Source organism: Bacillus cereus group sp. BfR-BA-01347, from assembly GCF_022663835.1.
Classification (GTDB): Bacteria; Bacillota; Bacilli; order Bacillales; family Bacillaceae_G; genus Bacillus_A; species Bacillus_A thuringiensis_K.
In genome coordinates this window covers 622,527-637,591 of record NZ_JAKUGG010000001.1, presented here as the reverse complement: position 1 = coordinate 637,591, position 15,065 = coordinate 622,527, and the positions used below count along the sequence as shown (strand labels likewise).

Here is a 15,065-nt window from a genome sequence, read left to right as displayed (position 1 = left end):
AACACATTTCAAACAAGAGTTAGCAAAGTATATAGAATACTATAATCATAAAAGAATTAAGGCAAAATTAAAGGGTATGAGCCCAGTACAATACCGGGCTCATACCCTAGAAGCTGCCTAATGAAACGACCTGTCTAACTTTCGGGGGTCACTTCATAATTAGATGGCTTTTGTTATGTTACTCTATCGTTTCAACTTCACGTGGATTTTTCATCTCTTCCACATACACAACTCTAAATCCGTGATCTTCTAAATCTTTCAATAATGTCTCTAATTCACCGTCGTTAAACTCTTCTCCTAATGTAAACATAATTCTACGAACTAATAAGGCATCATTATCAAAAGTCATCAAACTTTGAATACCAGTGTATTTCTTTAAAACTGTCGATAACTTTTGGATTGCTCCATTATAGTCTTGCGTCCCAATCATGACAGAGTATTTACTAGAGTGAACGCCCCATGCATCCTCTAATAACTCAAAAACTTTTTTATGCGTTAAAATTCCAAGGAAAACCCCTTTTTCGTCAACTACTGATAAATAAGGCAATTTTTTTATTGTAAAAAATACTTTAAAGAAAGATGAATCTTCTCTCACAAATCCTTCTTTATCGTTTAATAATTGTATTACACTCTCATCAAGTGATCCTTTATATTCTAAAATATCTACTTTATATATATTCCCTAAAAATTTCTCTTTTTTTTCATCTAAAACTGGTACACAACGATACCCTGTTTTATTTAAATGCTCTAACGCTTCCCCTATCGTAATTGAACTTGAGCACAGTAAAACTTCCCTTTTCGGCACGTAATTCCCTTTAATCCTCATAAAAAGCCTCCTTATGTTAAAATACTTTCTGTGCCATAACTATATTATATTTTCAGAAAAAAATAAATAATTTATTTTATTTTTCTGAAAATTATTCATTTTCTTGTCATAATTTATTCATCAATCCTTCACTTGCATATTTTTGCTATCAAATCTTCTCTCTGAATTGCTGAATGAAAAATATATTGTAACTTCTTTCAAAAAAAGCTAAAATAAGAATAAGAATTTTCTGAATATTCAAAGAGCAGGTGGTTATATGTCCTTATTACGCTCACATATATGTAAATTTATAATTGGTGTTATTGTTATTTTTGCCATAAGTCCTATTCCAGCTCTTTTTACTACACACAATTACTCTTATCAAAATGGATTTATTAGCATTTTTCAAAACTTCGCACAGCTTTCTTCTATATCAATTCCAAAGGTTGATTGGATGCATGAATCTATCTTTTTCTCAGCAAACCAAATGATACATACTTCTAATCATTCAACACCATTATTCCCTTACATATGGGAAATATATTTTATATCGATTGTTCGTTTTACTTTTACCCTTGCGATCGGATTTTTCATAAGTTTGGGTATCGGCCATTTATTTTTCAAATTACCTAACTCGTTTAAAAAGTTTACTACTGTATTAAATTGGATACCTTACTCTTTTTGCACTGTAGTATTACAATGTTCAGTCTTATTACTACTTCTATACGTTGCACAATTTATAAACCTTCCTTACTACTCATCTTTTATTATCGTATGTAGTACTTCCATGATTATCGTTATGCAAGCAGTACAAAAATGGATTCCTTTCTTGAAAAACAAAAATGAATATGAAATAAAACATGATTCTTTTCTTGTGGATACATTGTTTTTGGCGCTTACTTCGAATCATAAATCAATTTTAGGTTCCATTATTCTTTCATTCGTTTTTATGGAATGCGTTTTTCATGCAAATGGACTGTTACAATTTATCGTTCAATTTGGCGGAAATTCCCCCATAATTGTTACAATCGGCTTATTACTACTCTATATCCCTTATAGCATGCTCTCTTTCCTTCAAACACTATGGACCACAAATTACTCCAAGCAACAGTCATACACTTTAACGAGAAGTGTTCCAAAACCTTAATTTGAAATAACCCTCTATAATCTAAAAGTAGAGGGTTATTCCTTTTGTATAGCGGACAAAATAACAGCAAATTCAAAAACTATTACAGAAACATACCAATATTTACCCTTTTCCTTTGACTATTCTTTTCATTTGGATTTATTATAAAAGTATAACATAATTGCAGGAGGTGACATCTTTATTCCAAACCTTGGAATGGAGAATACACTTGGACATATTAAATATTTTTCTCATCTTTGTACTTATTCTTATTTCTGGCTTTTTCGTTGCATCAGAATTCGCTGTTGTAAAAGTACGAAAAAGTCGAATTGACCAACTTGCAAATGAAGGTAATAAACAAGCTTTAGCTGCAAGAAGTGTCATATCAAATTTAGATGTTTATTTATCAGCTTGTCAGCTCGGGATTACAATCACTTCTTTAGGGCTTGGTTGGCTTGGTGAACCGACTGTAGAACATTTGCTACGACCGCTCTTTGAAAAAATTAATATTACTGGAACAATGGCTAACACTTTATCTTTTATTATCGCTTTTAGCGTTATTACATTTTTCCACGTTGTATTAGGTGAGTTAGTTCCAAAGTCTTTCGCAATTCAAAAAGCAGAAGCAATCACACTTAAATTTGCAAGACCGCTTATTTTATTTGATAAAATTATGTATCCATTCATTTGGCTGCTCAATAGTACAGCTATATTTTTCACAAAACTACTCGGATTAGAACCTGCGAAAGAAAATGAACTGGCTCATTCTGAAGAGGAATTGCGACTCATATTAGGTGAAAGTTTTAAAAGTGGTGAAATAAACCAAACCGAATATAAATATGTAAATAATATTTTTGAATTTGATGATCGAGTTGCAAAAGAAATTATGGTTCCTCGTACCGAAATGATTTGCCTATCTACTGAAAATACGTTAGAAGAAAATATGGATATCGTCGCTACTGAAAAATATACACGCTATCCAATCATTGAAAAAGATAAAGATGATATTATCGGGATGATCAATACGAAAGAAGTATTCCATGATCAAACAAAAGGTATTTATAAACCACTTGAATCTTATATACATCCTGTTCTAACTGTATTTGAAACAGTTCCAATTCGTAAAACGTTAGTACATCTTCAAAAAAATCGTGTTCAGATGGCAATCGTTATGGATGAATATGGTGGAACTGCCGGGCTTTTAACGATGGAAGATATTCTTGAAGAAATCATTGGAGAAATTCAAGATGAATTCGATGCGGATGAATCACCTATGATTGAAAAACGTACGCCTAAGCTTACTGTTTTAGATGGAAAGGTGCTTATTTCTGAAGTAAATGATATCTTTGGCCTACATATTGATGATAGTGATTTAGATACAATCGGAGGATGGCTTCTCTCTCAAGCAATTGACTTAAATATTGAAGCTGGCTATTCCATTGAATATGCTGGTTTTCAATTTAAAGTATTAGAACTTGATGGACATCAAGTCAAAAAAGTTGCTGTACATAAACTAGATATTAAAAAGGAGCTATAAAGTGACTGTTTTATTAACAATTTGTATCATTGCCTGTTTCGTTGTTTCATTTCTCGCCTTTATTTATCCAATTATCCCTGGCATACTAGCTGTCTGGGCTGGATATTTGATTTACCATTTCGGTATAAATGGAGGAGAATTAACAACTTCTTTTTGGATTATTCAAATCATTTTTACTCTTTTCATTTTCGTTGCTGACTTTATTGCAAATGGATATTTTTTAAAAAAATACGGTAGTTCTAAATGGGGCGAACGTGTCGGAATGATTTCTATCATTGTCGGATCGTTCTTCTTCCCCCCATTCGGACTTATTATCATACCGTTCTTATCAGTATTTATAACAGAACTAGTGCATAAAAAAGCGCCAAAAGATGCCTTTCTAGTTGGAGTCGCTACTGTAGTTGGTTTTTTAAGCAGTACAGTAGCGAAAGCAATTCTCCAAATCATTATGATTATCATCTTCGTATGTTATATCATCTTTTAACCATCCCGACTTCGGGATGGTTTTTTAATATGCAATACCTACTCGACTATTTTCATATATGTTTTTCTTGCATAGGTCCCATGCAAAGTGTGCTGTATCACCTACTGTAATTTTTGATCCACCTTCTGGCAATATATCTTTTTCAGTTCGATATACCTTTATCGCCTCACCGTCTATTAAATGTGTCGGACAAACAACTGTCCAACATAAATGATTACTATTACTTAGTACCTTATATGCAGCCAAATGATCTTCTGCTGCCGTTGTCGTTTTCCTTTTGGATTCCGTTGATTGAAAACGATATAAATTGGGATTTGATCTTGCTTGTAAAATACCAGCTGTTCCTATTGTAATGATTTTACGAACCCCTTTTTCTTCCATTTCCTTTATAATTTGTGGCATACTCTTCGCTAATGTTCCATTTTGATCCGTTCCAAGTGCACTAATTACTATATCACTTCCTTCTATCGCTTTCTTTATATCATTTTCGTTTAATACATTACCTTCTATCACTCGCAACCTTTCATGTTGTATTTCTATTCTACTTAAATCACGTGCTAATGCTGTCACTTCAGCTGAATCCTTTAGTGCTAATTTTATTATATTTGAACCTACTCGTCCCGTTGCTCCCAATATGCATACTTTCATTTATTTCCCTCCTCTTTCCTTCTTTCTCTATTTTTCAATACTCTCAATCAAATTACAACAAAAAAGCTTCCTCATATGTAAGAGGAAGCTCTATTATTACTTTATTTCTTTTCTTTAGAATCCGTAGACTTCTCAGTTCCACTTGTTTCTTTATCCTTTTTGTCCTCTTGTTGTGTAGTTGTATCTTCTTCTTTCTTCTTATCCTCACCTTTACTACAACCTACCATTAATAAAGAACTTGCAAGTGCCATAGCAGTCAATGATTTAACCCATTTGTTCATTTGCGTTTCCTCCTTGTGATAGAATATGTACAATCCCATATTACTCTCTATTTTTAAAGGAGAGATTGAAAAACAGTAAATATACGGTAAATTATTGTAAATTTTCTGATAACAAAACTTGATTTTAATTTATATATTCCATTTCCAATCGATACACAATAAAACTAGTTATTTTCTCTCAATGGACGTAAAAAACTAAGGCGCATACCATTCCGCCTTAGTTTCTCATGCAAACTTTTCATTTTCATATAGATGTGTAATCTTATATTCCTTCTTCATAACATATTGCCACACACTATAAGCGTAACGGTTCATTTTCAGGAAACAATTTTCCAAAAATGAGCGAAACTCCGGATTAGCAACTTCCACTGCAACTTGAGCAAACTTTAGTGCTAATCGTTTTAAATGCGAAATATATGCAGTAGCAATATAGATATCTCCTGTATCTTTATATTCCGTTTCCTCTTCTATTTCATGCAAATGAAATGGAAGAGGTTCACAAGTAATATGCTGTACATTCTCTCCTTCTTGAAAGTTCACTTGCTCATTATATGCTTGTAACATATATGGTAAATGCTGCTGCAATAACTCCTTTAATTCTTCGTCTCTCACCTCTACTGTATACTCCCCAACCTGATATATGAGCATATAACTATATCTCATTAATTCTTTCATACAGTCCATGAAAGTGCCTCCCTTCTCTATTGTCTATATGTTATAAATATGATGCTATAACGTTTGCTATTCTTGCTAAAAACCAATCCCATTTACTAATTTTCTCAAAGTCTTCTTCTGAAAATCTTTTTGATTTATGAAAGTCTACCTGTAATCGACTCCATACTTCATCAACAGCTGTTTTATCATATATGATACAGTTAGACTCACAATTTAAATAAAAACTTCTATTATCAAAATTCGCTGTCCCAATATCAACAATTTCTCCATCAATGATTGTTACTTTCCCGTGAAAAAAACCATTCTGATATTGATAGATCTCAGCTCCAACATGGTTCATCTCTTTCAAATACGGATAAGCAGCTTGTTTTAACAATATGGCATCACTTTTAAACGGTACGAGAATTTTCACATTGACACCCCGGTTTAATGCATCTTTTAACTCTTTCATCATTTCTTTACTTGGTACAAAATATGGCGTAGCAATAATTAAAGATTTTTTAGTCTGCTTTAATAGTGCTCCATATTTTTCCCATAAACCTTTTCCATCTGAAAATAAATATTGATATTTCACATTCCCTAATGTAGGTATACTTTCATGTATAGGCATTTTTTCTCCTGTATCTTCTTTCCAATCAGCAGCAAATTTTCTTTCCATATCCGTGGCACCATTCCCCTTGACTCGTACATGATAATCACGCCACGGACCAAATTTCGGATTTTGTCCAAGATACTCCTTTCCAATGTTAAAGCCGCCGATATATGATACTTTTCCGTCAATCGTAACAATACGTCTATGATTCCGTTGATGCAAAGAATAGAACACATTTTTCAGTTTCAGTTTTTTACTAAATGTAAACTTCACACCGTTTTCTTTTAATCGGCTAATTACCTTTTTCTTCAGCTTATATCCGCCTACCCGATCGACTGACAATTTCACTTCTACTCCGCTAGATGCTTTTTTCTCTAATAACTGTAAAAACTCTTGGCTTATTTCGTCTTTTCCTACAATATAAAAATGGATATATATATACTTTTCTGCATCGTTTATATCGTCAAATAATTTCCTATATAACTCTTCACCGTTCGTATATAGTTGAAATTCACCTAATCGAACTTTTCCTAATTCATATTCACTAGCCATTTCCTTCCCCATTTCTACATCGATATTCATCCAAATGAATACACCTATTAAACAAAGGATTATAGCGAAAAAGTACTTCATGGATAAATTCCTTTCTCCACTTACTGTTATTTCTATATCTTCCCTTTTTTATTACATTATCATTCAAGAAAATATGTCATTACATGATATATGTCCATATCAAACAATAGCTCATTTGCATATTGTATGTTGTATCTTAAAATAAAAGGAGGAAATAACAATGGGCTTCGCACATGGTAATGGATTTGCGCTATTAGTCGTATTATTTATCCTCTTAATCATCGTCGGTGCTGCTTGCTTCTGCTAAGTAGCTACTGTCATATGATATGTGGATGAAAAAATTATAAAAGCGGACACCTATTTTTTAGGTGTCCGCTTTTCATTTTAAAATCATTTCCGCCTGCTATAGTAACTTAAATGGCTAAATATTCATCTCAAAAAGTTAACAATGTAGCTACTTTCTTACTTTCTGCCTTACGTATATGACGCTGTTCTGCACGTAATACAGCAATACGATGTAATTCTTTCTCTTCTTCTGTTTCAGGGATAACACGCGGTACAGGAACTGGATTATTTTCCTTACTAAGTGCAACAAAAGTAACAAATGACGTTGCCGCTATACGCTTCTCACCTGAGATTAAATCTTCAGCCACTACCTTCACAAACACTTCCATCGAAGTTCTCCCCGTCCAAATTACGAAAGATTCATAACTAACACAATCTGAAGAACGAACAGGATGTAAGAAATCAACCCAGTCCATAGATGCTGTGACACATTCCTTTCTCGAATGTCTGGATGCTGAAATAGAAGCAACCATATCCATCTCCGCTAATATCTTCCCACCAAATAGCGTGTTATGATCATTTAAATCTGTTGGAAATACTCGGCTCGTTTTGAACACTCTTGACTCATTGGCAGTTTTTCCTTTTACTTCCGTCATTGTTATCACCCCTTTAATGATTTATCCCTAACATTTTAATAGTCACTATACTAAATGAACTACACATTTAATATTAACAACATTCAGAACTTTTAGTCCACAAAAAAGAACCGATTTTATCAATCGGCTCCTCTAAATACATATTGTTCTTTCGGCTGTTCAACTTTATTCCATTTTGTTACTTCTAATACAGGAATATTTGCATGAAACGGCTGATAAAACTCAGTAGTTATCTCTCCTTCTACTTGAATCCAGTCATCATTATTCCACTCTACACCTTCTGGTTTTTTCACTAACATACCATACACACCAGAATCTGCTACGCAATGTATAATACCGAAACGGAATAAGAAGTATTGTTCTTTTTTAGATGAATCATCTCTGAAAACAAACCCTTTATAGGATAATTTTTTCCCAGTAAACTCACCAGGATAATTATAAATTGTCTCCATCCCTTTTAGAAAATCTTCGTCTTTTAAATTAATACTATCTTTCGTAACAAATTCTTTTTTACCTTTTTCCATTACACCTCGGTATCCTTCTTTCCCGTAATAAATGCTCGTATCAGGTCTTAGAAATTGCCTTGTCATAAATGGATCTTTACTTTCTGCTTGTGCTACTGGAAAATGAAATCCCTTCGCCTTAACAATGTCGGAATCTAATGTTGCAATCGGGAAAAACAATCCTGTGACTATCGGAAAACAAAACAATGTGTACGAAAATGCTTTTTTCCACCACGTATTCTCATCTTTTGAATGATCATGTCCGCAATGGCTATGATCGCAACCACAATTGTGCTGTTCCTTCTCTTTTTGATGTTCTTTTTGGAAAACGATAATAATTTGAACAATCGTTAAGAATCCTAAAATAATAGCTGCTGTTGTTGATAAATAGGCATACTTCATATTGATATACTTCGTAATATTGCCTGAAATATGAAGCTGCGCAATTAATATTGTAAAACCTAATAATATATACGCTCGAAACATAACCTACCACCCTATCGCATAAATGAGTAGTGAGCTTGCATAAACAACAAGTGTAACTGTAACTGTAACGACAATTACAAATTTTGTTTTAAATGTCGCAAGCATCATAAACATATTTTTAATATCCACCATTGGTCCGTAAACAAGGAACGCGACAAGTGATGCTGTTGAAAATGTACTTTGGAATGACGAAGCAATAAATGCATCTGCTTCTGAACAAAGTGATAAAATGTAAGCAAGTCCCATCATAACAGCTGGTGAAGAGAACGGCCCTTGTCCTATAGCAAGAAGTGTTGAAGTTTGTACAAACGTTTGAACTGCAGCCGCAATTAACGCACCTAATACTAAATATTTTCCCATCGAGAAAAATTCCTCAACAGCATGCGTACACACATCCCACATTTTTTTACGTAATGGACGCTTATGATTCACTTCTGGGAAGTGATCATCTCTTAATTGATGTTCTTTAAACATAAATGATAATATAATTCCAACGATAATGGCTACAATAATCGCTACAATAGAACGATACCATACCATGTGCATACTACTTCCAAAGGCAACGTATGTTGCAAATAAAACAACTGGATTAATAATTGGCCCAGTTAACATAAATGCAATTCCAGCATATGGCGGAACCCCTTTTCCGATTAATCGCCTTACAATCGGAACGATTCCACATTCACAGCCCGGAAACATCATCCCTAAAAAAGTAGCCATTAAAACAGACAGAAATCGGTTTTTCGGCATCCATTTTGCTACCATATCTTCTGTAACAAACATTTGAATGAATCCTGAAATAAATACACCAATGAGCACGAAAGGAAGTGCCTCGATTAATATGGAGATAAAAATTGTATTCATTTGCAGGAATGCTTTCGGTAATTGAAACAATTCCATGATGTATTTCCTCCAACTTTTCATTAACAATATGTAATTTTAACCCCATTTCATTAATTGGACAAGGTTTATATGGAATACATACCCTTTATATACATTACATTGTACAAGTTATATTCTATTCAAAATTTGAGATTTCATAGCAAAAAAGCTGCTCTAGCGCAGTTGTATAACTATGCTAGAGCAGCTTTCCTATCGTTAAAAGTAACGTTTCTTCCAAAATACAAATGCTAAAGCGCAAGATAATGTTGCACATATTATGAGTACAATTACAAAACCTTGAGCCTCACCTTCAAATGGAACCTTTACGTTCATTCCAAAGAAACTAGAAACCATCGTCGGTAAAGATAAAATGATTGTAATTGACGTTAACAGTTTCATAACACTATTTAAATTATTTGATATAACGGAGCTAAAAGTATTCATCATTCCACTTAAAATGTGACTATATATTTCCGCCATTTCAATAGCCTGTTTATTTTCAATTAATACATCTTCTAATAAATCTTGATCGTCTTCATACATTTTTAAAAATGTACTGTTACGCATTAACTTTTGAATTACAATTTTATTAGCCTTTAATGACGTCGTAAAGTATACTAAACTTTTCTCAAGGCCTAGCAATGTGAAAATCTCTTTATTTTTCATCGACTTATTTAATTGATGCTCTAAATCAATTGTTTTTCGATTTATTTGCTTTAAGTATCTTAAATAATAAGTAGAAATCGTATATAAGAGCTGAAGTGCAAAGCGCGTCTTCTTAAACGTATAAAATTCTTTAATACGTTGATTAATAAAACGTTCAAAAATTGGATTCTCTTCTAAGCAAATTGTAACAAAACAATCCGGCATCACAATCATACCTATTGGAATCGTGTCATAAATCGAATTTCCTTCTTCGTCATGTCTAACTGTCGGAATATCCACGATAATTAAAGTATTATTGTCTTCCTTTTCAATACGAGAGCGTTCTTCATCATCCAAAGGATCTTTAATGAAATCTAAGTCTACATTTAAAGTTTGTACTAGATATTGAATTTCTTCTTCTGTTGGATGAAGTACATTAATCCAGCATCCCTTTTGCATTTCCTCAATCTCTTGTAGTTTTCCGTTTCGGTCTGTTAAATATATATTTAACATACTATCACCCCGATTCTTTTTACATGTAGGAATCTACCTCTCTTAAATCACAGTTTTTAAACCGACATTCTCAGCATATGAAACATACGTTTAAATTTCAATAGAAAAATTATTTTGAAAACGTTTTTATAGGAAAAATATTATAAAGTGAAACTTTAATCAGTAGGTAGCTTTATCCCCCGCTGATTATTAGCCCTCACAAATCGGGATTTTACGGGCAGCCCGCCCCCAACCAAACTTCTTTTCTTTCGCTGCATTTTGAGGTGAGGGTCTCACTGCCCGTTAAAGCGGGATAAACATAGAAAAAGACAGAGTGCTCTCTGCCTTAAAAGCTTATGTTGCCTTTATAACATATTTAGAAAGCATCCACAAGTTAAACCCGACTGAAATCGTATAGCCCGCGTATGTTGAAATGATAAAACTTACATAATCGAAATACGGAAGCAATACAATATTTAGAACTATCTTCATAATAATTCCAATCACTAGTCCTAGCACCGTCTTCTGCTGTTGATTGATTCCTTGTAGCATAGCAGCCGTTACTGTAAAAAGAGAAAATAGTATGCAAGCAGGAGCATAATACTGTAAAATGATTCTCCCCACCTCTGGATCATTTCCAGCACCGAATAAAAGAGTATATACAGGTTTGGCTAACACCATCATTCCAATTGCCGCCGGTACCGTAATCGCTACTACTAATACATTTGTTCTCGTAAAATGTTTGTACAATAGCTTCGTATTTCCTGCTGTGTAAGCTTTCGTCATCTCTGGTACGAGAGACATACTAAAAGCTGTGGCAACGGATACCGGGATGAGCACAACCATTTGAACAAGACCAATTATCGCATTAATTTTTTCCGCTTCTCCTTGCATATACCCTATTTGTATAAGTAGTTTATTAATTGTAAATGTATCAATCGTCTGATACAACGGAATTGCTAAGCCCACCACAACAAAAGGAATAGAATATGTAAAGAGCTCCTTATAAAGCGAGAAAAAAGATTTCGTTGTTTGTGATATACTTGCCATTTCTTTTTTCTTTAAGTGCCTTCTCCTTCTCATATAATACGCACTTAAAACAGTTAATCCACCTACCGCTCCCATAAAGGCACCAAATGTTGAAATACCAACTGCTAGCGAGACAGATGCTTTTAAAATATATAAAACGACAAAGCTTCCTATTAAAATGGTTAAAACCCGAAAAAATTGCTCTACAACTACACTTAATGCAGAAGGCCCCATCGATTGGAATCCTTGAAAGAAGCCCCTTAATAAACTCATTACTGGCACAAGTATTAACGCAAAACTTACAATTCGAATATTAGTAGTAACCGCTCCTACACTATTCCCCGTTTGATCATTCCCATCGATGACAAGCTTAGCTAAATGCGGAGCTAGCATATATAACGTAAAACACGAAATGACTCCCATTATAAACATAAACACGATTCCACTTTTCAACACTCTCTTAACCGTATGATAATCATTCAGTTGATCATATTTTGATACCATTTTTGAAACTGCAAGTGGTAATCCCATTGTCGCAATGCTGAGCATAATTGTATAAGGGCGATATGCATACGTATATAAAACGTACCCACTCGTACCGACCATTGCTGTAAATGGTATAACATATATAAATCCTAACATTTTTGATATCATCGTTGCCATCGTTAAAAATATCGTTCCACGTATAAACGGTGACCCTTTCATCACATTCCTCCGCTACGCTTTATTATTATACATTATGGACAACTCTTTTTTTTTAGAACCGAACCGAAACAAATAAAAAAAGCCAATGAAAAATCATTGACTTTAACGCGCTGCTTTTTTCTTTTTGAAATACTTTAAACCAAAGTATAGAGCAATAAAAAGAACAGCTCCTATAATTATGTAATGTGTGTAATCAGATGCATACTCTTTAATTTGTCGCCAATTCCCACCAAGTTTTTCACCTAAGTATATAAATAGAATTGACCACGGAATGATCGCTACAACCGTATAAAGTGTAAATAGTTTTAATGGCATCTTAGCTAGTCCTGCTGGAATAGAGATCGCATGACGTACTACTGGGATAAAGCGCGCAGAAAATATTACGCCTGCTCCATAACGCTTAAACCAACCTTCCGCTATGTCTAAATGATGTTTATTAATAAGTAGATACTTCCCATATTTCTCTACAACCGGACGCCCTCCGTAGTATCCAAGCCAGTATAAAAAGATTTGTGCTAAAGTACCACCAATCGTTCCGGCGATAACTGCACCAACAAAACTAATTTTACCATTCGCTACTAAAAAGCCAGCATACGAAAGTACAATTTCACTTGGGATTACTTCAATCATTAAAGCAAGAGCTACCCCAAAGTAACCTAAGCTTGCGAAAAATTGCAATAACTGATCTATTATGTTTGCTAACATGTTCTTTTTTATCTCCTTTTTTCTTCACATACCATCCCATTATTACATAAAGGCTGCAATCTGCCAATATCTTCATTTTAACAATATGTACAATTCAAGCAGGATTAATCTATTAATTTCTCTTTCTGCGGGTCTTTCATGTAGGCAAACATCTCTTTAATTTGGTCTTCTGTATTTCTAGCAAATGATAAATTAGGCAATTCATTTTCACCAAAAAACTCCACCTCTTCTGTTTCAATGCTAGTTTTCTTTTCTCCACCAATAATCTCGCATCCAATGAAAATCTTATATACATGCGTTGCCGATGGAGATGGTTGATGTTTTTCTTTATCAAATATAGCTAGTAACTTAAAATGATCTACCTCATAACCAGTCTCTTCAAAAACCTCTTTTGCTGCAACTTCGGTTGGCGTATAACCGACATCAGCCCATCCACCTGGCAATGCCCATTTCCCATCGCTTTTTTCTTTCACAAATAATAACTTTTCATTTTGAAAAATAACTGCTCTTATATCAACTTTAGGTGTTTGATAGCCTGTCTCACTTGCAAATAATTTCTCTACGACTTCCCAATCTGTTTTCGTGTAATGTGACATCATTGAAATAGAAATATCTCGTAATTGCTGGAAACGCTCAATATCATATACATCCTTAGAATACGTTAAACCCGCTTGAGCTATAGATTGTATTTGTTTTACCCAATCAATCCATTTAATTTTCATATATCCGCATCCCCATTCTCTATGAAATATATTACTTCATTTTTATTGATACATCTTTATTATACAAAAAAAAGAGATTGATAACGTTTCAATCTCTTTCAAAATTAATCCAATTCATGTAAGTGGTCTTGTATATATTTTCTTCTTTTATTTATATATTCATAAATCATATCAGCCTCTTGATCAAATGTTTCTAATTTTTCTTTCATGTATGGATCTTGTAGTAAATATGGACGAATCAATTCACACAACCCTTCTACTTTCGGCCTCATAACCGAAACTGTAAATTGATTTTCTAATATTTCTTCTAAAATACTTCGATACTGCTTTCTAAATACAGGTATGTCTAGCAATCTTGCACTTAACGTATTATACCCTTGAATGCGAATATATTCATGATTAAGTGGTCTCCCTTGTACATCTCGCCCCCAAGTCGCATCATAATCCCACGGTATAACTTCAAATAAGTTTGTTTCATCGTTATGATATAGTGCATAGTTATGAACAAAACCATCAAAGTTTTGCGTAAAAATAACTCCTGCTAACCATCGTAAATATTTATCTACATGTAGAAACTTCCCAATTTCTTTTTCATAGGCTTCCCTCGTCAAAGTATTCGCTTGAAATACAAATTCACTCAATTGTTCTTCACTATTTTTATTCGAATATTTAAATTCATAACCCGCAAAAAGCTCCGTCTTAACATCTTTATCTCGTTCACTCATTAATGAAAAATTCGCATCATCATCTATCGCATAATAAATAGAACCACTCGGTAATCCTCTATTTTTCAAAAAATTTTCATCAACGGATTCTAACTGTAAATACACACCTTGAATTTGACCATTAATTTTTATAAATACATGTTGTGATTTTGGCGAAAGTACACCAATATCATGAAAAAAATCTAAAGATAATTTATTTCGTATGAGAGACGGATCCATAAACTCCGAATTCAAATGAAACTCTTTCGCACCTTGAAATTTTTTAGGCTTATAAAACATAACATGATAAGACTTTTTCTCAAATTCGCGAATATGAGCTCCTCGGTATACGATATCAATATCATACTTCTTTTTTCCATAAGTTAATTTTGCTGGCACTGGACTATCTGACCAAATGTCCTTTTTCAATTCCACTAAGTACATTGGATGAACAAAAAAATCATATGAAGGCAGCATGTTTTCTCATCCCTTCTCAGTTCTCTTCATTCAATGTATGCGCCTTGTCTTGT

Annotated in this window: 18 protein-coding genes; 5 read left to right on the top strand and 13 right to left on the bottom strand. The window is 33.5% G+C overall.

The window, feature by feature from the left end; genetic code table 11:
- Window positions 1-121, top strand: a 121-nt coding sequence (locus MR143_RS03205) for an IS3 family transposase (protein ID WP_142388610.1), incomplete at its 5' end; no start/stop codon positions are given.
- Window positions 122-178: 57 nt separating this feature from the next.
- On the opposite strand, the gene cbpA is transcribed toward MR143_RS03205, so the two are convergent.
- Window positions 179-826: a cyclic di-AMP binding protein CbpA gene (gene cbpA, locus MR143_RS03200; RefSeq protein WP_001220526.1), complete on the bottom strand. Its 648-nt coding sequence runs from the start codon at window positions 824-826 to the stop codon at window positions 179-181.
- Window positions 827-1,082: 256 nt separating this feature from the next.
- Between cbpA and MR143_RS03195 the strand changes: the two genes are divergently transcribed.
- The 3 genes from MR143_RS03195 to MR143_RS03185 all read left to right on the top strand — a co-directional run bounded on the left by MR143_RS03195 (window position 1,083) and on the right by MR143_RS03185 (window position 3,952).
- Window positions 1,083-1,952, top strand: a complete 870-nt coding sequence (locus MR143_RS03195; protein ID WP_000055273.1) for a hypothetical protein — start codon at window positions 1,083-1,085, stop codon at window positions 1,950-1,952.
- Window positions 1,953-2,160: 208 nt separating this feature from the next.
- A complete protein-coding gene (locus MR143_RS03190; protein ID WP_000353731.1) occupies window positions 2,161-3,468 on the top strand; it encodes a hemolysin family protein in 1,308 nt (435 codons plus the stop codon).
- 1 nt (window position 3,469) lies between these two features.
- Window positions 3,470-3,952, top strand: a complete 483-nt coding sequence (locus tag MR143_RS03185; RefSeq protein ID WP_000217337.1) for a DUF456 domain-containing protein — start codon at window positions 3,470-3,472, stop codon at window positions 3,950-3,952.
- A gap of 24 nt (window positions 3,953-3,976) precedes the next feature.
- Here MR143_RS03185 and MR143_RS03180 read toward each other — a convergent pair whose 3' ends face one another.
- The 4 genes from MR143_RS03180 to cls all read right to left on the bottom strand — a co-directional run bounded on the left by MR143_RS03180 (window position 3,977) and on the right by cls (window position 6,781).
- Complete coding sequence (locus MR143_RS03180) at window positions 3,977-4,600, bottom strand: NAD(P)-dependent oxidoreductase (protein ID WP_000861628.1); 624 nt, start codon at window positions 4,598-4,600, stop codon at window positions 3,977-3,979.
- Window positions 4,601-4,701: 101 nt separating this feature from the next.
- Window positions 4,702-4,881 carry a hypothetical protein gene (locus tag MR143_RS03175; RefSeq protein WP_001045967.1) on the bottom strand — a complete coding sequence of 60 codons (180 nt, stop codon included), beginning with the start codon at window positions 4,879-4,881 and terminating at the stop codon, window positions 4,702-4,704.
- Window positions 4,882-5,106: 225 nt separating this feature from the next.
- Window positions 5,107-5,565, bottom strand: coding sequence for a spore coat protein (locus MR143_RS03170; protein WP_000340562.1), 459 nt, complete (start codon window positions 5,563-5,565; stop codon window positions 5,107-5,109).
- Window positions 5,566-5,596: 31 nt separating this feature from the next.
- The gene (gene cls / locus MR143_RS03165; protein ID WP_002181640.1) at window positions 5,597-6,781 is read right to left on the bottom strand and encodes a cardiolipin synthase; all 1,185 of its coding nucleotides are present in this window, start codon (window positions 6,779-6,781) and stop codon (window positions 5,597-5,599) included.
- A gap of 160 nt (window positions 6,782-6,941) precedes the next feature.
- Between cls and MR143_RS03160 the strand changes: the two genes are divergently transcribed.
- The gene (locus MR143_RS03160; RefSeq protein WP_000505094.1) at window positions 6,942-7,028 is read left to right on the top strand and encodes a YjcZ family sporulation protein; all 87 of its coding nucleotides are present in this window, start codon (window positions 6,942-6,944) and stop codon (window positions 7,026-7,028) included.
- A 127-nt stretch (window positions 7,029-7,155) separates the two neighbouring features.
- On the opposite strand, the gene MR143_RS03155 is transcribed toward MR143_RS03160, so the two are convergent.
- The 8 genes from MR143_RS03155 to cotH form a co-directional block, all read right to left on the bottom strand.
- The gene (locus MR143_RS03155; RefSeq protein WP_000141164.1) at window positions 7,156-7,662 is read right to left on the bottom strand and encodes an acyl-CoA thioesterase; all 507 of its coding nucleotides are present in this window, start codon (window positions 7,660-7,662) and stop codon (window positions 7,156-7,158) included.
- A gap of 119 nt (window positions 7,663-7,781) precedes the next feature.
- The gene (locus MR143_RS03150) at window positions 7,782-8,651 is read right to left on the bottom strand and encodes a TIGR03943 family putative permease subunit (protein WP_000488052.1); all 870 of its coding nucleotides are present in this window, start codon (window positions 8,649-8,651) and stop codon (window positions 7,782-7,784) included.
- A gap of 3 nt (window positions 8,652-8,654) precedes the next feature.
- Window positions 8,655-9,551 carry a permease gene (locus tag MR143_RS03145; RefSeq protein WP_000418723.1) on the bottom strand — a complete coding sequence of 299 codons (897 nt, stop codon included), beginning with the start codon at window positions 9,549-9,551 and terminating at the stop codon, window positions 8,655-8,657.
- Between the two features lie 198 nt (window positions 9,552-9,749).
- On the bottom strand, window positions 9,750-10,691 hold the full coding sequence (locus MR143_RS03140; protein WP_000932387.1) for a magnesium transporter CorA family protein: 942 nt from the start codon (window positions 10,689-10,691) through the stop codon (window positions 9,750-9,752).
- A 333-nt stretch (window positions 10,692-11,024) separates the two neighbouring features.
- Complete coding sequence (locus MR143_RS03135; RefSeq protein WP_000678843.1) at window positions 11,025-12,404, bottom strand: putative polysaccharide biosynthesis protein; 1,380 nt, start codon at window positions 12,402-12,404, stop codon at window positions 11,025-11,027.
- 102 nt (window positions 12,405-12,506) lie between these two features.
- On the bottom strand, window positions 12,507-13,109 hold the full coding sequence (uptA, locus tag MR143_RS03130) for an undecaprenyl phosphate transporter UptA (RefSeq protein ID WP_000880691.1): 603 nt from the start codon (window positions 13,107-13,109) through the stop codon (window positions 12,507-12,509).
- Window positions 13,110-13,213: 104 nt separating this feature from the next.
- Complete coding sequence (locus tag MR143_RS03125) at window positions 13,214-13,831, bottom strand: NUDIX hydrolase N-terminal domain-containing protein (RefSeq protein WP_000695954.1); 618 nt, start codon at window positions 13,829-13,831, stop codon at window positions 13,214-13,216.
- A gap of 104 nt (window positions 13,832-13,935) precedes the next feature.
- Window positions 13,936-15,012 carry a spore coat protein CotH gene (gene cotH / locus MR143_RS03120; protein WP_000938002.1) on the bottom strand — a complete coding sequence of 359 codons (1,077 nt, stop codon included), beginning with the start codon at window positions 15,010-15,012 and terminating at the stop codon, window positions 13,936-13,938.
- Window positions 15,013-15,065 lie beyond the last annotated feature (53 nt).